General features: G+C 40.7%; 22 protein-coding genes. 8 read left to right on the forward strand and 14 right to left on the reverse strand.

Annotated elements, in window-relative coordinates; all coding sequences use genetic code 11:
• Positions 1–88: 88 nt before the first annotated feature.
• The 6 genes from FHS59_RS08160 to FHS59_RS08185 all read left to right on the forward strand — a co-directional run bounded on the left by FHS59_RS08160 (position 89) and on the right by FHS59_RS08185 (position 4809).
• The gene (locus FHS59_RS08160; protein ID WP_184494653.1) at positions 89–1045 is read left to right on the forward strand and encodes a Na/Pi cotransporter family protein; all 957 of its coding nucleotides are present in this window, start codon (positions 89–91) and stop codon (positions 1043–1045) included.
• A 135-nt stretch (positions 1046–1180) separates the two neighbouring features.
• Complete coding sequence (locus FHS59_RS08165; RefSeq protein ID WP_184494654.1) at positions 1181–2695, forward strand: Gfo/Idh/MocA family protein; 1515 nt, start codon at positions 1181–1183, stop codon at positions 2693–2695.
• Between the two features lie 45 nt (positions 2696–2740).
• Complete coding sequence (locus FHS59_RS08170) at positions 2741–3691, forward strand: sugar phosphate isomerase/epimerase family protein (protein WP_184494655.1); 951 nt, start codon at positions 2741–2743, stop codon at positions 3689–3691.
• A 57-nt stretch (positions 3692–3748) separates the two neighbouring features.
• Positions 3749–4111, forward strand: coding sequence for a VOC family protein (locus FHS59_RS08175; protein ID WP_184494656.1), 363 nt, complete (start codon positions 3749–3751; stop codon positions 4109–4111).
• A 29-nt stretch (positions 4112–4140) separates the two neighbouring features.
• Positions 4141–4527, forward strand: a complete 387-nt coding sequence (locus tag FHS59_RS08180) for a VOC family protein (protein ID WP_184494657.1) — start codon at positions 4141–4143, stop codon at positions 4525–4527.
• A gap of 51 nt (positions 4528–4578) precedes the next feature.
• Positions 4579–4809, forward strand: a complete 231-nt coding sequence (locus FHS59_RS08185; RefSeq protein WP_184494658.1) for a VF530 family protein — start codon at positions 4579–4581, stop codon at positions 4807–4809.
• A 161-nt stretch (positions 4810–4970) separates the two neighbouring features.
• On the opposite strand, the gene dnaN is transcribed toward FHS59_RS08185, so the two are convergent.
• The 6 genes from dnaN to FHS59_RS08215 form a co-directional block, all read right to left on the reverse strand.
• Positions 4971–6095, reverse strand: a complete 1125-nt coding sequence (gene dnaN, locus FHS59_RS08190) for a DNA polymerase III subunit beta (protein ID WP_184494659.1) — start codon at positions 6093–6095, stop codon at positions 4971–4973.
• 120 nt (positions 6096–6215) lie between these two features.
• Positions 6216–7904, reverse strand: coding sequence for a gliding motility-associated ABC transporter substrate-binding protein GldG (gene gldG / locus FHS59_RS08195; RefSeq protein ID WP_184494660.1), 1689 nt, complete (start codon positions 7902–7904; stop codon positions 6216–6218).
• Complete coding sequence (gene gldF / locus FHS59_RS08200) at positions 7901–8620, reverse strand: gliding motility-associated ABC transporter permease subunit GldF (protein ID WP_184494661.1); 720 nt, start codon at positions 8618–8620, stop codon at positions 7901–7903. Before gldF ends, gldG begins: the two co-directional genes overlap by 4 nt.
• A complete protein-coding gene (gene gldA, locus FHS59_RS08205; RefSeq protein WP_184494662.1) occupies positions 8617–9522 on the reverse strand; it encodes a gliding motility-associated ABC transporter ATP-binding subunit GldA in 906 nt (301 codons plus the stop codon). Before gldA ends, gldF begins: the two co-directional genes overlap by 4 nt.
• Before the next feature lie 135 nt (positions 9523–9657).
• Positions 9658–10182: a TlpA family protein disulfide reductase gene (locus FHS59_RS08210; protein ID WP_184494663.1), complete on the reverse strand. Its 525-nt coding sequence runs from the start codon at positions 10180–10182 to the stop codon at positions 9658–9660.
• A 161-nt stretch (positions 10183–10343) separates the two neighbouring features.
• A complete protein-coding gene (locus FHS59_RS08215; protein ID WP_184494664.1) occupies positions 10344–11042 on the reverse strand; it encodes an SDR family oxidoreductase in 699 nt (232 codons plus the stop codon).
• Between the two features lie 145 nt (positions 11043–11187).
• On the opposite strand from FHS59_RS08215, the gene FHS59_RS08220 reads away from it, so the two are divergent.
• On the forward strand, positions 11188–12486 hold the full coding sequence (locus FHS59_RS08220) for an amidohydrolase (protein ID WP_184494665.1): 1299 nt from the start codon (positions 11188–11190) through the stop codon (positions 12484–12486).
• 792 nt (positions 12487–13278) lie between these two features.
• On the opposite strand, the gene FHS59_RS08225 is transcribed toward FHS59_RS08220, so the two are convergent.
• The 3 genes from FHS59_RS08225 to FHS59_RS08235 all read right to left on the reverse strand — a co-directional run bounded on the left by FHS59_RS08225 (position 13279) and on the right by FHS59_RS08235 (position 17714).
• On the reverse strand, positions 13279–14391 hold the full coding sequence (locus FHS59_RS08225; protein WP_184494666.1) for a DUF4249 family protein: 1113 nt from the start codon (positions 14389–14391) through the stop codon (positions 13279–13281).
• Positions 14384–16801: a TonB-dependent receptor gene (locus tag FHS59_RS08230; RefSeq protein WP_184494667.1), complete on the reverse strand. Its 2418-nt coding sequence runs from the start codon at positions 16799–16801 to the stop codon at positions 14384–14386. The genes FHS59_RS08225 and FHS59_RS08230 overlap by 8 nt, the downstream gene beginning before the upstream one ends.
• 94 nt (positions 16802–16895) lie before the next feature.
• A complete protein-coding gene (locus tag FHS59_RS08235; RefSeq protein WP_184494668.1) occupies positions 16896–17714 on the reverse strand; it encodes a purine-nucleoside phosphorylase in 819 nt (272 codons plus the stop codon).
• Between the two features lie 97 nt (positions 17715–17811).
• On the opposite strand from FHS59_RS08235, the gene FHS59_RS08240 reads away from it, so the two are divergent.
• Entirely contained in the window at positions 17812–18336 is a 525-nt protein-coding gene (locus FHS59_RS08240) for an NADPH-dependent FMN reductase (RefSeq protein ID WP_184494669.1), read from the forward strand.
• 3 nt (positions 18337–18339) lie between these two features.
• Here FHS59_RS08240 and ftsZ read toward each other — a convergent pair whose 3' ends face one another.
• The 5 genes from ftsZ to murG all read right to left on the reverse strand — a co-directional run bounded on the left by ftsZ (position 18340) and on the right by murG (position 24671).
• Positions 18340–19998 carry a cell division protein FtsZ gene (gene ftsZ, locus FHS59_RS08245; RefSeq protein WP_184494670.1) on the reverse strand — a complete coding sequence of 553 codons (1659 nt, stop codon included), beginning with the start codon at positions 19996–19998 and terminating at the stop codon, positions 18340–18342.
• A gap of 105 nt (positions 19999–20103) precedes the next feature.
• Positions 20104–21414 carry a cell division protein FtsA gene (gene ftsA, locus FHS59_RS08250; protein ID WP_184494671.1) on the reverse strand — a complete coding sequence of 437 codons (1311 nt, stop codon included), beginning with the start codon at positions 21412–21414 and terminating at the stop codon, positions 20104–20106.
• Positions 21415–21424: 10 nt separating this feature from the next.
• A complete protein-coding gene (locus FHS59_RS08255) occupies positions 21425–22183 on the reverse strand; it encodes a cell division protein FtsQ/DivIB (protein ID WP_184494672.1) in 759 nt (252 codons plus the stop codon).
• Positions 22180–23592, reverse strand: a complete 1413-nt coding sequence (murC, locus tag FHS59_RS08260) for a UDP-N-acetylmuramate--L-alanine ligase (protein ID WP_184494673.1) — start codon at positions 23590–23592, stop codon at positions 22180–22182. Before murC ends, FHS59_RS08255 begins: the two co-directional genes overlap by 4 nt.
• Positions 23589–24671: an undecaprenyldiphospho-muramoylpentapeptide beta-N-acetylglucosaminyltransferase gene (murG, locus tag FHS59_RS08265; protein WP_184494674.1), complete on the reverse strand. Its 1083-nt coding sequence runs from the start codon at positions 24669–24671 to the stop codon at positions 23589–23591. Before murG ends, murC begins: the two co-directional genes overlap by 4 nt.
• Positions 24672–24687 lie beyond the last annotated feature (16 nt).

Below are 24687 nucleotides of genomic sequence, written 5' to 3' on the forward strand. Positions count from 1 at the left end.
AAGTTAAGTTAGGATTTTTAGAAGAAAAGCCAATATTTCTCTAGGGACAAAAGATGAAAATGAACTTTCTCTCCTTAAATTAATGCAAATGAATGAGACCGTTCTACCATTATTTTTAGGTGGGCTTACCATTTTTATTTATTCCATATCCCAATTATCGGGTGTCCTAGAAAGCTTTTTTTCAGAAAAAACCCGGATCTATATTCACCGCTATACCAGAAATAGTTGGCTGTCTCTATTGGTCGGAATCATGGTCACTATCTTGATGGGATCCTCATCTGCAGTGATTATTCTCACCATAATTTTGATCAATGCAAAAGCGCTTAATTTCAAGCAATCCATCGGGATTATTTTAGGAGCAAATCTGGGCACCACATTTACAAGTCAGCTCATCGCATTGGATATTTCCAATTATTCCTTTATCCCTCTTTTGATTGGGATGTTTATGCAGCTATTCATCAAAAAAAAGCCCTACTCCAGTTATGGTAAAATCCTCTTCTATTTTGGAATGTTATTCTTTGGGCTTTTCATCATGGAAGAATCCGTAATGCCTCTTCGGGAGAGTACACTTTTCGAAACTTGGGTAGCAAAAGTGGAAAACAATCCACTTCAGGGAGCTTGGGTTGGAGGTTTAATCACCTTACTGATTCAGTCCTCAAGCGCGACAGTCGGTATTGCCATTCTATTGGGAAAACAAGGCCTCATCAACTCGGCAGGAGGAATATCCCTGATGTTAGGAGCAGAATTGGGTACTTGTTCAGATACGCTATTAGCCACAATAAAAGGCTCAAGAGCGGCCATCAGGGCCGGAGTATTTCATTTGATCTTTAATTTGATCTGTATTTCCCTCGGCTTACTTTTCTTTGATCAGTTTATGGAGCTGGTAATTTTTATATCTAAAAGCCCGGACTTAGATCATGTTATCGCAAATGGACATATGCTCTTTAATGGATTAGGAGTGATTCTGTTTTTCCCTATGATCGGACTTTTCGAAAAACTTATGCTAAAACTGATTCCTGATAAAGCTATTCCCACTTCGCCCTAAAAAATTTTCTGTTGAAGAATCGAGGTCGCCCAAAATAATCCCCTCTTCAAACTGAAATAATCAATCCATTCAAAATATTTTGTATTCGATACAAGCTTTGGTAAATTATATCTTTTAAACAATAACCCCATCAATATGTCTTCGAAGGACAATCTCAACCGAAGAGAGTTTATCGGCACCGCCGCTACGATTGCAGCATCATTTTCAATCGTCCCATCACATGTAATCGCAGGTCTCGGTAAAGTACCGCCTTCCGATCAGATCACGGTAGCAAATATTGGCTGTGGAACCCAAGGACTTCGAGAAATGGGTGGGCTTTTATTAAACCCCAACATTCGGGTGGTGGCAGTTTGCGATTCAAACAAATACACAGAAGATTACATTGACTGGTCACCATACGGAATCAGAGATGACATCCGCAAGGTTTTAGGGGATGATTCCTGGTGGGAAAATGCGAAAGGAATTCCGGGCGGAAGAGATGTGGGTCAAGCCTTTGTAGAAAAATATTATGCAAAAAACAGCCCGGGAGGAACTTACAAAGGCTGTTCTTCTTATGAAGATTTCCGAGAACTCTTTGCAAAGGAAAAAGGAATTGACGTGGTCAAAATCATGACTCCGGATCACACCCATGCTTCCATAGCTTTAGCAGCTATGAATAATGGGATCAACGTAGTAACACATAAGCCCATATCCAACCGACTTTTGGAAGGCAGAAAAGTAATTGAGAAGGCAAACACTTCAGGTGCCATTACTCATTTACTGGCATGGTCTGACAGACCAGAATACCGACAAATGAAAGCTTGGATGGATGGAGGTTTGATCGGAGAACTCAAAGAAATCCACAATTGGTCTTATCGTCCGGTTTGGCAGCAATGGACCAAACGTCCAACAGACACCCCTCCTATTCCTTCAGGGTTTAATTGGGATCTTTGGCTCGGGCCTGTTCCTGACATGAACTATCATCCACATTACACCAATAATGTTTTTAGAGGATGGTATGAATTCGGCGGTGGATCGGTAGCTGACATGGGACATTATAGCTTGTTCCCGCTATTTGAAACGCTAGGCATCACCAAATCACCAATTGCGGCGAAAGCTTTTGGAACGACCACACGAGAGGAAATTGATCATGTGTATCACTGGGTGGATAATAATGTGGCATTTCCAGCAAGCTGCATGATCAAATGGAAATTCCCTGAACAGGAAAATCTACCAGGCTTTGATCTGTTTTGGTATGATGGAGGGATGAAGCCTTTTGCTCCTGAAGAACTAGAAATCGATGGAAAGGATACTCCAGAAGAAGGATTGATGCTAGTAGGAACGAAAGGAAAAATCCTTGGAGGTTTCAGGGGAGAAAACCCCGTTTTACTTCCGGAAAGTAAGATGAATGCCCGACCAGAATCAGAAAAAATTAATTCAAGAGAAGTGGATCGCGATACCGATATGTGGGTCGAAGCTGTGAAAACAAAAAAACAGACTCCGGGAAGTTTCACCCGAGCTCAAACCATCACAGATACCATCAACCTTGGAGCTATTGCATTAAGAGCTGGCAAAAGAATAGAATTTGATGCGAGCATCCCAAAAATCACAAACGATGAATCAGCAAATCAATACTTGACTAGGGAGTATCGAAAAGGCTGGGAAATATAAAGAACCAAACTCCAAATAAATTTTTTACCCAAAATTATCAACAACATGAAAAACAGAAGAGAATTCTTAAAATCAGCAGGACTTGCAACAGCAGTTGTTGGACTTGGATTGCCACAATTTGGCTTTGCTTCCAAAAAAGCAGCAGACCCACTTTTCAAAATCTCATTGGCCGAATGGTCCTTAAACAAGGCTTTATTCTCCGGAAAAATCGACCACTTGGACTTTCCGATCTTGGCAAAACAACATGATATCGATGCAGTGGAATATGTTAACCAATTTTTCAAAGACAAAGCCAAAGACATGGCTTATTTGAAAGAAATGAAAACCCGTGCAGATGGGGAGGGCGTCACCTCAGTTTTGATTATGGTAGACGGCGAAGGAATGCTCGGTGCTGGCACTTCAGAGGGAAGAAAGCAAACTGTAGAAAATCACAAAAAATGGGTGGAAGCAGCCAAGTTCTTGGGTTGTCATGCGATTCGGGTCAATGCCTACTCAGCCGTGCCATGGAGCACCAACCCTGCTGATGCCAAAACAGCTATGGACATCACAAGCTCTGGTTTAAGGCAACTTTGTGAGTTTGCGGATGACTTTGATATCGATGTCATTATCGAAAACCACGGTGGATTTTCAAGCAATGGAAAATGGCTCGCTGAAATGATCAAGGAAACAGCTCATCCAAGGGCAGGAACTTTACCGGACTTTGGGAATTTTAGAATTGCCACTGAGAATGACAAAAACATTTCCTATGATTCTTATCGAGGAGTGGATGAATTGATGCCATATGCAAAAGGCGTGAGCATGAAGCCAATGGTATGGGATGATGCCGGCAAGGAACATCCACTGGATTATACCAGAATGATGAAAATCGTACTTGCGCACAACTTCCATGGATATGTGGGAATTGAGCATGGAGTAGAAGGCAGGGAATGGGATAGTATTTTTGAGATCCGACGTGGTCTTGAGGATGTCCGGAGGACATTGGAAGCAGAAGGATAAAACCTTTTTCCAAGGATTCAGTAAACCTAACTGAATCCTTTTTTTTAAACCCAAAACATGAAAACCGAATTTTTATCCACAGTACCAGTTTTACCTTCCAGTGACATAGAAAGAGATTTGAAATGGTATGAAGAAAAGCTGGGATTTAAAAAGATTTTTGGAGATTCCATGTACGTAGGAATCCATTTCAAAACAGTCTGGCTCCACCTCCAATGGCACGCTGATACCGAAGACGACCCCTTATTGGGAGGTTCTGTTGTCCGGATTTTTGTCAAAAACATTGAAAACTATTTCAACTCATTGGTTGCAAAAGGAGTGGTTCCTAAAGACAAATTGAGAAAGAATACCCCTTGGGGAACGCATGAATTTGGATTGTATGATTTGAATAACAATGCGATCTTTTTTGTAGAGGATATTTAACTTCGATTTTATTAAGCCTACTTTTAAACATGAAACAACAATTGGGGCAAATCGCACTCTTGGTAAAAGAGTACGATGAAGCGATCGAATATTATACCAAGGTCCTAGATTTTGAATTGCTAGAGGATACTCCCATGAGCGAAACCAAACGATGGGTTCGTGTTTCGCCACCCGGATCTGATTGCCATTTATTACTTGCCAAGGCAGCAAATGAAACACAAACCTCTCAAATTGGATTTCAGGCTGGAGGGCGAGTTTTCCTGTTTTTATATACTGATGATTTCTGGAGAGATTATAAAAAGTATACCCAAAGAGGTGTAGAGTTTATCCGAGAACCGAGTGAAGAAGATTATGGGACAGTTTCAGTTTTTAAGGATCTGTATGGAAATCTTTGGGATCTGATCGAAAAGCGATAACCTCAAAAGCGAAAGATTACTTAATTTTAAACTCAACTTGATTATACCCTTTTGGAAACGCAACCCAACAATCCACTACACGGAGTAAAACTTGCCGACATGGTCACTCATTTAGTGGAATTTTATGGCTGGGAAGAATTAGGCCAGCGAATCACCATCCGTTGTTTCACCCATGATCCCTCCATTAATTCCAGCTTGAAATTCCTCCGGAAAACTCCTTGGGCGAGAGAGCGGGTAGAAGGATTGTATCTGAAAGCTTTGCGAGACGCGAAAAAGAAGTGACTTTTATTTAAACCACGAAGAACACAAAGAAATCACAAAGAAATGATTCTGTTTGGTTTAGTCCTGCTACTATAAAGATGTGGGACAATTAGAAAAAAAAAGCATGCACAAAAAAAGCCCGAAGGATTCTCCGGGCTTTTCGTTTTATGGATTGTGGTTGTTTATACGTAATTATTTAGCATCACTGGCATCACTAGCATCAGGATGTCTTCATTTTCGTCCTGCTCAGCAGGGACGATAAGTCCAGCTCTATTTGGAGCAGAGAACTTCAAGGTTACTTCTTTGCAGGAAAGGTTGTTTAACATTTCTACCAAGAATTTAGCGTTGAATCCGATTTCGATATCCTCTCCATCATGCTCGCAGGACAATCTTTCGTTCGCCTCATTAGAGAAATCCAAATCTTCAGCAGAAATCAACAATTCACTTCCAGTCAATTTCAATCTTACTTGATGAGTAGTTTTGTTCGCATAGATCGCAATACGTCTCAATGAACTCAACAACTCAGAACGGTCGATTGTCATCAAGTTTGGATTGTCCGCAGGAATTACATTTTCATAATCAGGGAATCGCTCATCGATCAATCGACAGATCATTTTGATACTGTTGAACTTGAAATAAGCATTTGACTGATTGAATTCTACAGTAACTGGTACATTTTCAGATGGCAAAGTCGACTTCAACAAGTTCAATGCTTTGCGAGGAATAATCAAACTAGCAGCATCGCCAGAAGCAATATCTACTCTTCTATATCTGATCAATCGATGTCCGTCAGTCGCTACGAAAGTTGTATTGGTTGGACTCAAGTTGATGTAAACACCTGTCATAGCCGGTCTTAGTTCATCAGAACTTGTAGCAAAGATGGTGTTAGAAACTGCGCTGGAAAGCACTTCAGTAGACATATCCACTGTCGAAGCGTTGCTTACGGTGGGGATTTTAGGGAAATCAGTAGCATTTTCACCTGCCAATCTATAGCGTCCGTTATCAGAACTGATCTCGACTGCATAGGTATCATGATCGATACTAAAAGTCACCGGCTGCTCTGGCAAATTTTTCAAAGTCTCAATCAAAATACGGGCTGGAACCGCAATATTTCCATCTTCCTTTGCCTCCACTGCGATTTCGGTAATCATCGAGGTTTGAAGATCCGAAGCAGTAATGGTCAATACACTGTCTTTAATCTCAAAAAGGAAGTTTTCCAAAATAGGAACAACAGGATTGGTAGTAACCACGCCGTTGATCGCTGAAAGCTGCTTGAGTAAGGCAGAAGAGGAAACAATAAATTTCATATCGAAGGGCTTATTAAATTTAATTCTTGCAATGGGGGTAAATTTATAAATAAAATCGATTCAGAACCGATCCTATTGGGAAAGACTCGAAATTATTATGAAGAAAACCTGTTTTTTTAGCTAGTTTATTTTTTTGGAAAATTTTTGATTGCGAATCCACCAGACAATTGCACCAATTAATAGCAAAATTACAACAGGAGCAACCACATTTACCAATTGCCAAAATGTCTTTTGCTGCGCAACTTTTACTTTATTCAATGGTCTAATCTGGAAAGTCCTCGTCCTTGAGGCAATTATCCCATCTGGATCCACCAGGTACTTCACCATATTTCGCAAAAGCAATTTGTTGGCAAAAGTTGTCTGACTAAATGGATCCTCTCCTAAGGCTAGCGGACTTCCATCTTGAAGGCTTTTTTGGCTTTGGAAAACATCGCCATCACCAAAAACAACCACTTTACCATTTCCAGAATCTTTAAATTCTTCTTTCGAAAAACCTTCTGGCAAAAATCTGTTTTTAAAAAGAGAGGTAAAATTACCTTCTAATAAATATCCCATCGGAAGATTTTTCATAGAAAAGCTCTCCACATCAGGCCCTTGCTCCATATCACTAAATGCCACCCGAACAGGTGCAGTCAACACTCTTGAATTATCGGATGAGAATATCAATGGAGTCTTTTTCACTCCTTCAGCCATTACTGTATCTAGGCTACTGACGAACCGATAGTAAACCACATCCAGTCCCTTGGTAATCGGATGAGCCTGCATTATTCCTGCCTGAATATAAAAAGGCCAAGGAAGAGGAACCATCTGTTCCTGATTCCCAAAATTTCCAGCCATCACAGGAAAATACCCGAAATTCAAATCCTGAATCAAATCTTTATTGACACGGATACCATACTTAAACAAGAGGTTTTCTAGCCCCGAATCTACAGGCATAGCAAAAGTACCTTCTCCCCCGGCTTGCGCAATGTCCACAGCCACACCATCAATCATCACAACCAGATTACCTCCATTCATGACGTATTGATCTAAGAGATAAATCTCTCTTTCGGAATAAATTTCCCGTGGACCTTCTATGAAAATGATTTTAAAATTGGAAAGATCAGAAGGCTTCTTCGCTTGCTCTAAAGGAACTTTAAACAACTCAAATTCCCCATCTAGTGCTTCCACCAATCCGTAGCCATCATCTTCTGCCATCTCTCCATGCCCCATAATCATCGCTATCGCTGATTCTTCAGGACTCACCAGTTTCTTGATGGCATTGCTCAATTCAAACTCTAAATTCTCAATGGATTGGTTCAAAATTTCATCTGGCCCCATCCCTCTTTCTCCTTTGAGCACCAATGCTCCAGTCTCAAACTCTGCATCACTGACCAATATTCCGGGGAAAATCAGGGTTGCCTGTTGTCCGGAGTTTTGACTTACATAAAGATTGGTTGGATTGATTCCGTATTGAGTCAGTGCCCCAATAAATTCCTCCTGCTCACTTTCTGCTACAGAAAGCGGGTCGAAATAAGAAAAGGTGATCTTCTCTGGACTGTAAGAATTAAATGTTCTGACTGTTTCTTCGATGGATTTTTGTAGCCTTTTCATTCCACCTGGCAGGTTATCTCCTACCAATAAAATATCAACATGAATCGGCTCAGTCAATTGCGACAGCACTTCTTCAGTTGCCGGATGCAAAGAATATCTTTTTTCCTCCGTTAAATCGATCCGAAAATTGATGATTTGGGAAAGAACCACAAATAGAATTACTCCTCCGAAAAGGATCAACCATGGCATCAAACTATGTAGGGCTGACTTTTTCATTTATTCTTCAAAGTCAAAATGCTCAATCCTAAAAACAGCCAGATCATTCCCAGCATAAAAAAGACATCTTTTGAGTCCACCACCCCACGGCTAAGGTTGATATAATGAAAACTCAGGCTTAACTCCTCCACCCAATAGGCGAAATCTCCCACTTGAAGATCGGCTAAGGCCGAAAACCCGAAGTATAACACAAAACACAAAAACACGCCTAGGACAAAGGCCAAAACTTGCTGTGAAGTCAAAGAGCTTGCAAATAATCCTACCGCCGCGAAAACTGCTCCGATCATCAAGAGCCCAATCCACGATCCGAAAAATCCTGCTTGATCCAGGTTTCCAACCTGATCACCCAATTGAATTATGCTAAAGAAATAGAGTAAAGTCGGCAAGACAGCCAGAATCACCAAAAACAGAAGTGCAAAATACTTGGCTAAAATGATTTGGAATAAAGAAAGCGGGGAAGTTCGAAGTAATTCCCAAGTTCCTGTTTTTCGCTCATCCGCGATAGTTCTCATAGCAATAGCCGGAACCAAAAACGTGAATACATAAGGAGTATATGAAAACAAGGCTTCTAGATCTGCATAGCCATATTCCAATACACTGCTTTCAGGAAAAACCCAAACAATCAATCCGATAGCCACGAGAAAAAGTGCTAAAACCAAGTAACCCAAAAGGCTTCCAAAAAACGCATTGATTTCTTTTAGAAACAGACTCTTCATTTAGTGATTTCTCTGAAAATTTGCTCCAAATTCTTTTTGCTTTGACTCATGCTGATCAAATTAAGATTACGCTCCTGCACAATCTTCATGACTGATTTTCTGGCTTCAGATGCATCCTGGCAGATAATATTTACTGAGTTTTTGCCTTTGTTACCATAGGAAGTGGCTCCAATGGATTCAAACCATTCCAATTCTAAACTTTCTTCAGTTTCCAATTCCAATCTCACTTCCGAACTGGTGGATTTTAGATTTTCCAAAGCCTCCGCAGCAAGGATCTTGCCTTTGTTGATGATTACTACATCTTGACAAATCGCCTCCACCTCCTGCATGATATGAGTGGACAAAATCAAGGTCTTGTCTTTGGCTATGTCTGAAATGAGATTTCTGATTTCCACCAATTGGTTAGGATCTAATCCTGTCGTAGGTTCATCCAGAATAACCACCTGTGGATCGTGGATCAAGGCTTTTGCCAACCCAACTCTTTGGCGATAGCCCTTGGATAACTGTCCTATTTTTTTGTGTTGCTCTGGATTTAAACCAGTCTTCTGCAACAGGTCTTTGATCCGTTCTTGTCTTTTAGCCCCTCTGATTCCATAAATGCCGGCCGAAAACTCTAAGAATTCCCGAACATACATATCCAGATACAAAGGGTTATGTTCAGGTAGATATCCAATCATTGGACTGACCAGCTTTGGATTTTCAAGGGCATCCTTCCCCATCACTTTGACAGCGCCTCCATCAGCTTGAATAAATCCTGTGATAATTTTCATCGTGGTGGATTTACCTGCACCATTTGGCCCTAAAAAGCCCAAAATCCTCCCAGGGCTAGCCGAAAAAGACACCGTATCTAATGCTTTTTGGGTTCCGTAAAGTTTGGTAAGTTGGGATACTTCGAGTGACATTGGGCTAATTTAAGCTATCAAAAGTACGGAAATTTTATAGTTTCGTTCGATCAAGATTCCTAAGCTTATTCTTTAGAAATCCCATGATCTTAAGTGAGGATTTCACTAATTATCCAAGACTTTCTTTTCGGAAAATTACTTGGCACTTGCAAGATTCCCCAGCAAAAGATCGATTTTGGTAACACCTACATACTCAGCGACAAGCTCCTGCTTTTTATTATAGCAGAAAATAGAAGGAAGACTTTTGATCTGAAGATAGCTTGCCACATTCATGTCTGCATCCAACAAAAAATGTACGTTTGATCGATCTTTAATTTCCAGATCATTCACAAAACCAATTACTTCTGGTTTTGGCTGCACGGTCGTGAAAATGAGGTTGTACTCTTTAAATTCATCGATTCTCTTTGAAATCTCACCCAGTTCATCTTGGCATAAATGACAAGTTGAATTGAAATAAATGAAAAGGGTAGGTTTGTCGCCTGCCAACTGGTGAATAGAACTTACTTTCCCATTAATATCATACATATTAAAATCCGGCAATAGTTTTGGAGTCGAGGTGTTTGCCGCAACTTCCAATTTCTCCGGCTGAAAAGAATACCCCATAATGGCAGTAGCTCCCAATAATAGTACGATCAAAATGATCAGGTTTAATTTTTTCATAGTATGATTTCAGAAAGAATAAGTGGCAATTTAACCACTATCCACACTGAAAACAATCTAAAGCGTGATTGTTAGGTTATCAGCCAATTTTACCTTGTAATAAAAAAACACCTATGAATTGATTTCATAGGTGCTCCAGTAAATCGAAGGTTCTAAATAAATTATTTCTTCCCCTTTGGTCTCAAAGGTCTGCATTCCACATCAGCGACAAAGTAATTAGGATGTGTTTCCAGAGTTTGGACCATGGTCGTAGCCACATCAATTGGTCTCATCATGTTTTCATTCGCATCCACACCAGGGATATCATCAAAGAAGTTTGTCTGGATCGAACCCGGGTAAATTGTCGAAACTTTTATTCCAAAGTCTCTAAGCTCCATGTATAAAGAATGAGATATTCCACGGACTGCATGTTTGGTCCCAACATACCCTGCAAACTTATTGACGCCATTCAAACCAGCTATGGAAGCTACATTTAAAATATGGCCTTCATCTGCTGCTTTCATCCCTGGAATCAATCTTTTTGTAGTGTAAAAAATCCCATGAACATTAGTGTCAAACATGGCTTTCCAGTCCTCTGATGAAAAAGTCTCCGTATCCCCAGCAACTCCAAAACCTGCATTGTTCACTAAAATCCGAATATCATTTCCAAGCTTAGCTACTGTTTCCTGAAAGGCATTTTCTACAGAGTCTTCCTTTGCTACATCACAGGTAAAAAAATGAAAATTCTCGTGATTGAAATCAGGAGCATTTCTTCCCCAACCTGCCACGATACTTCCTTTTTCGATTAAATGCTTGACTACCTCCAAACCTATCCCCTTACTTACCCCAGTGACTACAGCAATTTTATTTTTAAGTTCCATCTATTGAATTTTTGAGTTTTCTATCTAAAGCTTTTTCCTCTCAAATAGTTCTTTAATCGTATCTAATTCAGGTAATTCTTTTATTTGATAGACCTACTTCAGTGTATTTTTCTAAATTTGATTAATTAGAATCTAACCATCAACCATGAAAAAATTACTTTTACCCTTGCTGATTTTTCCAATTATTGGAACAGGAGCAGCACTCGCTCAGTCTTCTCTCAGACCAGCCATTGACTCTAAAGCAAACGCCATTGAGTCAAAAGTAGTCGAGTGGAGACGAGATATCCACATGCACCCTGAATTGGGAAATCAAGAATTCAGAACCGCCAAAAAAGTAGCAGACCATCTTCGATCCTTAGGAATCGAAGTCACGGAAGGCGTTGCCGTCACTGGAGTTGTAGGATATTTGAAAGGTGGAAAACCAGGCCCAACCGTAGCTTTAAGAGCTGATATGGATGCCTTACCTGTGACAGAACGAAACGATTTGCCATTTAAATCTGTCAATACTGCAACTTACAATGGACAAGAGACAGGAGTAATGCACGCCTGTGGTCACGACACTCACGTTGCGATTTTGATGGGAGTGGCTGAAGTTTTGGCTAGCATGAAAGATGACTTGGAAGGAAATGTAAAATTCTTCTTCCAGCCAGCAGAGGAAGGCGTATATGATGCAGATATTGCGGGAGCTGAATTAATGGTGAAAGAAGGAGTAATGGAAGATGTGGATGCGGTATTCGGCCTTCATATTGCCTCTCAAATGGAAGTAGGGAAAATCGGATACAGATCCGGACCTGCCATGGCAGCGGTTGATAACTTAGAAATCACTCTTACTGGTAGACAAGCACATGGAGCTTCCCCTTGGTCAGGCATCGACCCAATTGTGACTTCTTCCCAGATTGTCATGGGGCTTCAAACCATACTTTCCAGAAGTGTAAATATCACAGAAAACCCTGCCGTGGTTACCGTCGGAGCGATTCATGGCGGAATCAGACATAATATCATTCCAGAAAAAGTGGAAATGATCGGTACGATTAGAACTTTTGGAGATGATCAACAGGCTTTGGTTCATAAAAGAATCACCGAAATCGTTACCAATATCGCTGAAAGTGCAGGCGCTGAAGTTGATCTGAAAATCGAAAAACTATACCCTTCTACTGTAAATGATCCTGCTTTAACAGCTGAAATGCTACCAAGTATTCAAGCAACAGTTGGTGAAGGCAATGTCATCAGCATGCCTCCAATTACAGGTGCAGAGGATTTCAGCTTTTTCCAAAGAGAAAAACCAGGATTGTTTATTAATCTCGGCGGGATGAAAAAAGGCGGTGACCCATCAAAGACCCCATCTCATCATACTCCTGGATTTTATATTGATGAAGGTGGTTTCACCCTTGGAGTAAGAACCCTGAGCTACTTTGTGGTAGATTACATGGGGAAAAAGAAATAATTTCTGGTAAAAAGATGACAGCCTATTGTTAACCACTTCAAGTCCTAAGATGATAGATAGCCCTTTCCATTTATTTTTGGAAGGGGCTTTTTTTTTAGCTAAAAATTACTGTAAAAAAAGGTTCCTAAACCACATAGACACATAGTAAGCATAGAAAAAAACTATGCAACTCTATGTGGCTAATATATTATGCGGTTCAATTAATTAACTCTTTTGAAACAAATACAACTATTATCCAAAACTCATTGGACATGATCAATTTGGAACCTCATGAAGGATTTTGAGAGAATTTAAATCCTTCGAAAAATTATTGAATAATAAGTTCCCTAAACCACATAGACACATAGTAAGCATAGAAAAAAACTATGCAACTCTATGTGGCTAATATATTATGCGGTTCAATTAATTAACTCTTTTGAAACAAATACAACTATTATCCAAAACTCATTGGACATGATCAATTTGGAACCTCATGAAGGATTTTGAGAGAATTTAAATCCTTTGAAAAATTATTGAATAATAAGTTTCCCAAACCACATAGACACATAGAGTAAGCATAGAAAAAAACTATGCAACTCTATGTGGCTATGTGGTAACATTTCTTCCTCATTTATTCTAAGATTTTATCCTTTAAGGTTGAAATTAAGGCGAATAAAAACCTTTGACGAAGGACTTCGAAGAGCATCCTGATTTAATGCTTACCGAATATTTAATCTCCCAAATCACATAGATTCAATAGATCAAAAACTATTTAACTCTATGTGCCTATTTGGTTTAAAAAGGGGATTTAACTTACTGATCAAACCACCAAGGCGGTGTATCGTTGCTGCTATTTTTGAATTCACTACATCTTAAGCAGGTTTTAGGATAATCATCCAATGGCCTCGTTGGTGAATAGGTGCACACCTCGGCATTGAAAAAAGGAACATCTGCTCTTGTGGTATAAATCCTAGTCAGATTGACTTTGGCAACTTCAAAATAGCCTAGAACTATTTCACTCTCGTCATTTACGTTGTAAAGATTGCCTAGAACAGGTGCTGGGGGCGTATCAAAAACGGAACCTGTATTACCCACAAGTTCTTTGATCCTTCGCCAATATTCATATGCTTCTTTGTTGGTACTGACTTGCCTCACATTGAAGTAATGCCTACTCAAGAATGATTCATCTATGATTCGCTGGGCTACAATCCGCTTGGATTGATTCCCTTCATTATTCAGAAGGTCTCCATTGACCAAGGTAATTCTTTCTGGATCCGGATAACCAAAAACGTAACAATCTGGCGGAGCTCTATTAAATGGATTTGGGAAAAATGTCAAATTCCAGTAATAGGCCTCATCCACATCCCATCTCAGATAATACCCTCCTGTTTGTTGAGGTAGTGTCGCTTCAGTTTCTATAGAAATAAAAGGAGTTTCTGGCTGATCCTCGATAATTCCTCGGGTAAATGAATAAGAAAGTACATCAGAACCTACCACTGATGGCATCGTTTGGGGTTTTGATCGATACATTTTCCCTTTTACTTCGATTTCAAGGTAGATCTCGGAAGCAGATTCCAAATCAACTCCTGAGTTCATTTCATACTGCCCAGCTTTAGTTTCTGTATAAAGTACCGAAGCAAAACCATCTCCATATATTACCATCAATTTGATATTTGCCCCAGAAACAGGCCTTGGCAGATCATTCAACACATAATTTTTATTATCCTCAAATAATGGCTCTCGGTCTTTGGAAGTAGTTTCTGAAAGAAATACCAATTGAGGTTCATTGAGATTATTCACTTGGCCGGATACAATCAGCTTTTCTACTCCTTTATCCAAAGGGAAATCTATTTGCTCTACACAGGAATTGGCCAAAACAAAAATCAAGAATGCCGCAAAGGCCCGGATCAATTGAAACTTATTCATCAGCACCTCCTCCAAATTTGATACTGTAAGAAATAGAAGGGAAAATCGCTCCCAAAACGGCTAATCTATAGGGTCTCAACTGCTGTGAATCTCCATCTTTTTGCCAAAAAACAGAATAGGCATTTCGACGTCCCAATAAATTATATATGCTAAAGTTTAGGCTGTCTCCTTTCTTAGAAAAAACCTTCTCTACGGTATAAGAAACATCCACTCTGAAATAATCAGGAACCCGATATTCGTTTCTCCCTGAATAATCAGGCACAAACAATCCATTTAAAATATAGGAGGCATTGACTGCCGAAATTGGCCTTCCCGTAGAGTAATTCACACTAAAATTAAACAGCCCTCTTGGATACATTTTTCTACTTAAGATAAAATTGACTTCATGAGGCTTATCATAATTGGATGGAAACCATTCTCCATCATTTATCTGCTCCTCAGGGTACAGGCTGGTTGTTTTAAAGAAGGATCTGGAATACGTGTAAGCCAACCATCCAGTCACAAGCCCCATGTTTTTCTTAATCAAAAATTCCATTCCATAGGCTTTCCCTTCTCCAAAAACCAATTCTGTTTCCAAATGTGGGTTTTGAAATATCTGAGCAAAATTTCTGTACTCAATCTGATTATCTGTCAATCGGTAAAAGGCATCTACAGAAAACTCCCAGGTATTTCCTTCTGAGTTATGGAAAATCCCAACAGAGAAATTATCTGATTTTTGAGGGGCAATATTGGTAGTACTCAGCTGCCAAAGATCGATTGGAGTTGGTCCAAAGGTGTTGCTAACTGACTGCACATACTGAAACAATCTGGCATAACTTAATTTCAAAGAAGTCCTGAGATTGATATTCCTCCTTAATGAAAAACGGGGCTCAAATCCTGAATAACCTACAATTTTACCATCTCCTTTGACCTCTGTTCCTGAGATATTCTCTTCTGTAATAGGAGCGCCCTCCACATAATTGTAGACCGTATCAGGTCCCATTTGTGAAAAGGTTGAATATCGAATTCCGGCAACTATCCCAGTTTTTTCTCCTAGGTCCCACTCTATTTTCGTAAAAAGCGAGGCTTCTAAACCTTTTTCCTTTCCTACTTTGGATTCCTGAATGGATGAGAAATCTCCATATGGACTTAATGTTTCAGGTTTTCCTTTATAGTTAATCGCCTCAACTCCTCCAGAAACAGAAATATTATCTTTTGCCCAAACTCCCGAAAACTTACCCTGCTGATACCGCATTCCATTGCTCACAGAGGCAGCTTCAATCCCTTCCGGGTCAAAAAATGAATTATTGAAATCACCATCTGCGATTAAAGCTGAGACGGAGAAATTCTCACCTAAGACTCCTTTGTAAATAGCTGAACTTACCCGATTGGTCCAATCATACCCAAACTCATCAGAAAATTTAAAATAGTCACTGGTCAATAAGGTATTAACCTTTAACACGTGCCCTTGAGCCAGATTCCAGGATAATCCTAGGTAGCCATCATAAAAATTCAGTTTGCTGTTTTTTAGATCATAATTTCTGGCCTGATTCAGTAGCCAATTGGTATTTGAAATACGAGCTCCGCCAATAATGCTGATTTTATCCTTTGCTAAAGGCCCCTCTATTAAAAACTTTCCATTTGAAGTTCCAATTCCTACTTGCCCTCCCCAACTTTCCCGATCTCCATCTCGCATTTGGATGTTTAAAGCAGACCCTGATCTACCTCCAAAATTTGCCGGTAAGTTGCCTTTATATAAAGTGAAATTCTCGGTGACATCCGTGTTGAAAGCAGAAAGAAATCCCAAAGCATGATTTGAGCTCAAAACCATCACCTCATCCATTAATAAAAGATTTTGATCTGTTTTGGCTCCACGAACATTGATTCCGGATGTCCCCTCTCCCACTGTGCTTACTCCGGGAAGTAACTGCAAGCCTTTAAAAATATCAGCTTCTCCCAAAAATGCGGGGATTGCTTTCAGCTCCCTTGTCGTCAATTTTGTAATTCCCGTGATCGGCTCTCGGACATTTCTATCCGGCTGATCCGAAATAACCACCACTCCTTCCAACTCATAGCTTTTATCCTCCATTTGGAGGTTCAGAACTGCATTTTCATAAATACTGATCTCTGTAAAAAGTGGGATTTTGGCTAAATTCCTAAATGACACCCGATGTAATCCCGGTTTCAAATTGATCAGATAGGTGCCAAATCTATCAGAGGATATCCCCGTGAATGAACCATCTACATGAAGACCAACTCCTTCAATAGGATCACCCGAATCTTTATCGGTTATTTTCCCTGTCAAGACATAACTCCCAGCCAAATTGCCAAGATTTTTACCAAAAGTGAAACTCAGAGAATCACTTTGACCAAAGGCTGGAATTGACCCAAGCATTATCAGGATGATAATTAACTTGATGACATGGTTCATTCGAGGTTATTTAAAAAACAGTGGGTTTATTTTGCTACTTAAAATGACTAATATTTTTTAGGATAACTAAAGAAATTATATGAAAAACAGTCTTTTACATCCTTGTGACTAATTCCGCCATCAATTTCGCCATAATTGGCTCCGCCAAAGCAGCAGCAGCTAGTACCTCAGCAATAGTGACTTTTTTGATTTTACCTTCTACACCAAGGTCAGTAATTGCAGAAATCCCAAAAACCTCCAAGCCCATCTGTCTCGCAACAATGACTTCAGGAACAGTACTCATCCCTACTGCATCAGCTCCGATGCTCCGTAAATATTTATACTCTGCAGGAGTTTCCAGATTGGGACCTTGCACGCCTGCATAAACTCCGGTGTGGAACATGAAATTATTTTCCAGCGCGATATTCTGAGCCAATTTGATCAACCTAGGAGAATAAGCATCTGACATATCTGGAAAACGAACTCCAAACTCATCTAGGTTTTTACCTCTCAAAGGATTCTCAGGAAATAAATCGATATGATCATTGATGATCATTACTTCCCCGACATGCTGAGAAGGATTAAGTCCCCCACAAGCATTTGAAACCAATAGACTTTGCACACCGAGGAGTTTCATCACCCTCACAGGAAAAGTCACTTCCTTCATCGAATAACCTTCATAATAATGAAACCGGCCTTTCATCGCCACGACTTTCTTTTCACCTATTTTTCCGAAAATCAATTTTCCAGAATGGCTTTCTACCGTGGAAATCGGAAAATAGGGAATCTCACTATAGTCAATTTCAATATCCACCTGGATTTTCTCTCCTAATTTCCCGAGACCTGTTCCTAGAATAATTCCGATATTCACGGGCTCAGCATGAAGGTTTTGAATAAAGTGATAGGCTTCTTTTATCTGATCAGCGTAGTTCATTGTTTCAAAAATTCTTAATTAGTAAAGATATTAAAATTGGCCCTTGGGCAAACCATTCGATTAAACAGCTTGTTTAGGCTGACAAAATACACCGGAAATGATCAAAATCATCGTTGGCACCAACCGAAAAAATTCAGTCTCTAAAATTATCGCAGAACTCTATCAATCTATCCTTTCTGAAAAAGGAGCAGCTTCTGAAATCATGGAATTAGAAAATCTGCCAATTGATTTTATAGAGACAGCATTGTATGAAAACAATGGGAAAAACGAGGACTATAACCTCTTCCACGATAAGCTAGAGGAAGGAGAAAAATTTGTGTTTATCGTTCCGGAATATAACGGGTCATTTCCAGGAATCTTAAAAACGTTTATTGACGGGATGAACTATCCCAATACTTTTAGAAATAAAAAAAGTGCCCTAGTGGGCATCTCTTCTGGAATGGGGGGAGGTGGCATCGCATTGAGCCACCTCACCGATATATTCCATTATCTGGGTATGCATGTCCTTGCTCTCAAGCCAAAACTTGCCAAAATAGAGCAAAATATGTCAGATAACCTGCTCACCAACAGGCTTTACATGGACTTATTGCAAACCCAGGCAGACATGCTGCTTGAATTCTAAGCTTTAGTCCACATTGTCGTGCAAGAATCTGTTATTTCCCAGAATCTCATTATCATCGTTCAGATTGTACTTGCTGATGCTTTGCTCTGAACTGTGCTGAGGTTCGTTCAATTTCACATTCTTACGCTGGTAAGCTGGCACTTCCATTTTCTCTTTCAATTCTTCCGGAGTCGGATTGAAAGTACGGTTGCCTCTTAACTTCTCGAATCTCTCATGAGCTCTTTGAATCGCTTTTTGCTTCATTTGCTCATAATAGTCGTTTGCAAAAACCGGAGCCGCTGGCTCAGACTCTTCTTTGTTTGGCTGAGGCTCACTTTTGTCCTCTTCCTCATATAGATCATGAACGATCTTTTCTGGTTCAGGCTTGACAAATTCAAATTCAGCCGCTTCTTCTTGCTTTGGCTTCACTTCGAAATTAAACTCAGGTTCAACTTCTTCTTCTTTCTCCATTTTTGGAGCAGGCTTTTCTTCTACTGGCTTGCTAGCCTGTGGAGCAGCTTTAGGGAAAGAGAAAACAAATGTAGAACCATTGCCTACAGCCTCTTCTTTCACTTTTTCGCTCTTTCCAGAGTCTAGGTTAATCACAGTTTTAACAGCTTCCTGCTCAGGCGCTTTTTCTACTACACTTGGAGCAATGATAGGTGTTGGCAAAGGAGTTTTCATTTCTGCTTTTTTCGCAGCTCCTTGCAATCTGTCCATTTCAAAACCAGTAGCAATCACAGTTACTCGGATCGCTTTGCCTAATTCAGGATCAATACCTTGACCGAAGATCACCTCTGCATTATCACCTGCTTTCTCCTGGATATATTCAGTGATTTCACTCAATTCGTCCATAGAAAGTTCCTCGTCCTCACCGGACATAATAGATAGCAAGATTTTCTCAGCACCTTTGATATCCACATTGTTTAGCAATGGAGATGAGATCGCAGCACCAGCCGCACGGATAGCTCTTCCTTCTCCCTCTTCGGTAGAAGATCCCATTACTGCAGCACCGGCATCTTTCATTACCGTTTTCACATCTTCAAAATCTACGTTTACATCCTGATGGATAGTAATGATTTCAGCGATGGATTTTGCAGCGGTCGTCAAGATATCATCTGCTTTTCCAAACGCAGTTCTGATCGCAAGATTTCCGTAAATCTCTCTCAGTTTGTCGTTCAAAATCACCAACACGGTATCACAATTCTCACGAAGTGACTCGATACCCTGCTGTGCAACATTCATTTTCTTTTTACCCTCAAACATAAATGGAGCAGTGACAATACCCACTGTCAAAATGTTGAGTTCCTTGGCGATTTTAGCAATGATCGGAGCTGCACCTGTTCCGGTACCGCCTCCCATTCCTGCTGTGATAAACACCATTTTGGTATTATCCGCCAATAGCTCACGAATCTCATCCTGAGACTCAATAGCCGCATTTTTACCTTGCTCAGGATTTGCTCCTGCGCCCAAACCTTCTGTAAGGTTAGCTCCCAATTGAAGTCTCAAAGGAACTGGACTGGACTTCAAAGCTTGCGCGTCAGTGTTGACAACGACAAACTCTACATCCTTAATTCCTTGGCTGAACATGTGGTTTACGGCATTGGAGCCGCCCCCACCTACGCCAATTACTTTGATAATCGACTTTTGATTTTTTGGAAGATCAAATCTGTAATCTTTCATGTTATCTGACATATTTATTTTTGGTGAATTAGTTTCTGTTGTTAGTGGAAAGTTTAATTGGGGAAATAATCAGCAAGACCAATTACCTCCCCTCAATCATAAGCCCTAGTAGGTAATATCGTCTCCTATATCATCAGTGATCAAACCTTTCAGTTTTGCACCGATACTTCTGAAAATATCTTTTGAAAGCAGCTCCTTATTTTCCTGTCTTACTATGGGGCCTTCATTCGCTCTTCTTTTTTTATATCCTTCTTCGCGCTCATCCAGAGATTTGAAGCCTGCCAATACCAACCCGACTGAAGTGGCATACATAGGAGATTTCACTTCCTCCACCACTGATCTACCCAAATGCTCATTTGGATAGCCGATTCTTGTGTCGAGGCCAGTCATGTATTCAAACAGTTGGCTGATGCACTGCAACTGAGATCCGCCTCCTGTCAATACAATCCCTGCTGCCAATTTTTTGTAATGACCGGATTGCATGATTTCATTCTGGACGATCTCAATGATTTCCTCCATTCTTGCCTCAATGATGGAAGCAAGGTTTCTGATTGAAATTTCTTTTGGCGGTCTATTTCTCAGGCCTGGGATAGACACTATTTCATTTGGGTTGGCCTCATTGGCAATGGCTTTGCCAAATCTGGTTTTAAGGAGTTCAGCTTGGTTTTGCATCACCATGCATCCTTCTTTGATGTCAGTGGTGATGATGTTTCCTCCCAAAGGAATCACTGCTGTGTGGCGAATAATATTCTCGTAGAAAATGGCAATGTCAGTGGTTCCTCCACCGATATCTACCAAACAAACACCGGCTTCTTTTTCCTCTTCGCTCAATACCGACAAGGAACTCGCCAATGGCTCGAGAATCAACTGCTTGGAAGTGAGGTTGGCTCTACGAACGCATCTGTTTATGTTATTAATTGCTGTGGTTTGTGCGGTGATAATGTGGAAATCAGCTTCAAGCCTTGTTCCTGACATCCCTACAGGATCTTTAATTCCACCTTCGTAATCGACGGTGTAATCCTGAGGCATCACATGGATAATGCTGTTTCCTGGAGGCACGACGATATTTTCCATATCACTGGATAGTCTTCGCACATCTTCTACCGTGATTTCATCTTCGGTAGGAGTTCTCATGATGCTACCATGCACAATTTTGCTTTGAATGTGCTGTCCAGCAATACCGACAATCACCTCCACGATATCCACATCAGCCATTTCGGAAGCATCTTCCACGGCTTTTTGGATCGCATGAACGGTCTTGTCAATATTCGTGACCACACCACGGTTGACACCATCAGAAACGGCTTTCCCCATTCCGAGTACTTCGAGTTTGCCAAACTCATTTTTTCGGCCGATGATCGCACAGATTTTGGTTGTTCCAATATCCAGTCCGACAATTAGTCTTTCATTTTCCATTCCCAAGCTATTATTCACAAACAATTTGATCTTTAAACTTTACGCTTACCCTTGCATAGGCATTCCAGCCTTTTCGTGGTAATATCTCCTTATAGAAGACTTCAATCTTTTTAAACTTCTCTTCAATATCCTTCGCATCACCGAACTCAATCACCTGCTTTCCCACTTGCTGCATCATTCGGATATCTGTCTTCGAATTCACTTCCAATTCAGGAATCTGTGCCGACCAAAACTCATCTTCAACAATGAAATTGATCAGGTCCATTAACTCAGGCATTTGCTCTATCACATCTCCTTTTTCCATCAGCAATTCTGCCTGCTTACCCTGCAAAATCAGCACTCGGCTGGTGTATGAAGGAGAGGTGGGAATCACCTTGCCCTCCACAGTGATGTATCCATCAGCAGCATATGGCCGCGCAATTCTTGCAATTGGCTGATGCTGCTCTATCGTTAAATTCAAAATTCCTTTTTGACCAATCGAAGCCTCCACTGATTTGATAAATGGATGGCCATTCAATCGCTTTTCGATCTCTCTCAATCGTACTTCCTCTAGCATCAAACCTGCTTTCAATTCTGGAAATGCCGCTTTCATGATCTCCTGGATTTCTTTGTCTTCGACAAAATAAACCCCGCTTACTCCCTTGATATTTATCTCCGTTCCTTGGAATGTCTTGTACATTGTCTGCTTCTCCACAAAACCTATGAAGCCGACCAGCACTGCGCAGAGCACCAGAAAAACAAGCGTCTTTTTGATCCTGATCTTTTTCATACGACATTCAGTTTTTGTCTGGAATTCATCCAAGAAGCGATTCCTGGTACCAAACGGTCAATATCTCCTGCGCCTAAAGTCACCAAAACTTCAGGTGCTGATTTCTGCAAGTAATCCATCAATTCCCCCTTGCTCAACACCAGTTTTTTCTTGGAATTGATTTTTTCCAAAAGCATTTCAGAAGTCACTCCTTCAATCGGAAGTTCTCTCGCAGGATAGATATCCAGCAAAATCACCTCATCTGCCAGAGAAAGACTTTCAGAAAATCCATCTGCAAAATCTCTGGTTCTGGAATATAGATGTGGCTGGAATACCACGGTTAGTTTGCTAGCCGGATACATGGCAATCACCGAACTCAAGCATGCTCTGATCTCTTCTGGATGATGGGCATAATCATCGATGTACACTAATGAGTTTTGATTGACATGAATTTCAAATCTCCTTTTCACTCCACGGAAAGAAGCCAGACCCTTCTTGATTTCCTCGTCTGTAATTTCATGCGCTGAAGCAATCGCGATTGCTGCCAATGCATTTTCTACATTGTGGAAACCCGGAATAAACAGCTCCAATTGAGAGATCACTTTCTGCCCATCCACATAATCAAAAACAAAAGATCCCGGACGTGCCTGAATATTTTCTGCACGGATTCCTTCTGATCTCAGGCCATAAATTCGAGTAGGCACTTTTGGAAGCCTTGCTGCTCCCAACCGGTCTGCTGCATTGTACTGGATAAACAGCTTTCCTTTTTTATCTATCAGTTTGATAAACTCTCCAAATCCATCCAAAATGGTGTTTTCATCTCCATAGATATCCAAATGATCCGCATCGGTGCTAGTCAAAACTGCTTCGTTTGGATGCAATCGCAAGAAGGATCTATCGAACTCATCAGCCTCCACCACCACAAATCTTTGCTTCTTGGATTTCTTCTTACCCAAAATCAAATTGCTTTCATAGTTCTGGGTAATTCCTCCTAGAAAAGCTGCAATCGGCTTTCCGGCATCTTTAAATAAATGTGCGATCAAAGAAGAAGTAGTGGTTTTCCCGTGGGTTCCAGCTACAGCAATGGTGTAGAAATTTTTGGTCACCATTCCCAAAACCTCTGATCTCTTTTTCAGAGTAAATCCATTTTCCTGGAAGTACGCCAGTTGGATACTGTTCTTAGGTATCGCCGGAGTCCATACTATCAAAGTAGATTCTGGAGACTTCTTCACATTGGCTGGAATTGTATCCAGCGAATCTTCAAAAGTCACGTTCATGCCTTCGGCGATCAACTCATCAGTCAATGGAGAAGGGGTACGGTCATATCCGGATACATTGTATCCCTCATGCGCAAACCAACGAGCCAAAGCACTCATGCCTATGCCGCCGATTCCGAGGAAATAAACCCTATGTACACCTTCGAAGCTCATGCTACCAATTGTTCTAATTCTTTTCTAATGCCAATCGCCGCATCAGGCTTTGCCAAACTTTTAATATTTGCTCCCAATGCAATCCCGATTGCCGGATCCTGCATCAGTTCGTCTACTTTCAATTTCAATTTCCCAACCGCCTCATTGTCTTTCAGAAGCCAAGCCGCATCGTGGCTGACATAGGCCATCGCATTTTTTGTCTGATGATCCTCAGCCACATTGGGAGAAGGAATGAAGATTACTGGCTTTCCTACCAAGGAAAGTTCAGAAACCGACAATGCACCAGCACGGGAAACAATCACATCTGCTGCTGCATAAGCCAAGTCCATTTCGCGGATAAATTCCCTCAAATGGATATGTTTTAATCCAGAAGCGTCAGTCTTTTCAAGCATGTCTTTGAAATAGAATTTGCCTGACTGCCAAAGAACCTGATAACCCGCTTTGTCCAGTGCTTTCATGTCTTTCAGCACCGCTTGATTCAAGGTTCTTGCTCCCAAAGAGCCTCCTAAAATCAAAATGGTTTTTCTTTCCTCTTCCAATCCAAAGTGCTTCAGCGCTACTTCTCTCTTACCATTTAATTCCAGAATATCTTTTCTCACAGGGTTACCTGTGTAGGCAATTTTATTCGCAGGGAAAAACCGCTCCATCTCTGGATAAGCGACGCAAATTCTTTTCGCTCTCTTAGCCAAAATCTTATTGGTAAGTCCAGCATAGGAGTTTTGCTCCTGAACCAAAGTTGGAATTCCCTTTCTTTGCGCAGCGAATAAAACCGGTCCGCTTGCATATCCTCCTACTCCTACCACCACATCTGGGCGGAAATCCATTACCATTTTTCTAGCCTTCATCAGGCTTTTCAAAAGCTTGAAAGGGAATTTCAAATTCTCCAAACTCAAGCTTCTTTGCAGACCTGCCACTGGCAAACCTTCAATCCTATAGCCTGCTTCAGGAACCTTTTGCATTTCCATTTTGCCAAGCGCACCCACAAAAAGAATCTCGCTGTCCGGAAATTCTTCTTTCCAGGCATTCGCAATGGCAATCGCCGGATAGATATGTCCTCCGGTTCCTCCGCCACTGATCATGATGCGATATGTTCTT

This window comes from Algoriphagus iocasae (genome assembly GCF_014206875.1).
Taxonomy (GTDB): Bacteria; Bacteroidota; Bacteroidia; order Cytophagales; family Cyclobacteriaceae; genus Algoriphagus; species Algoriphagus iocasae.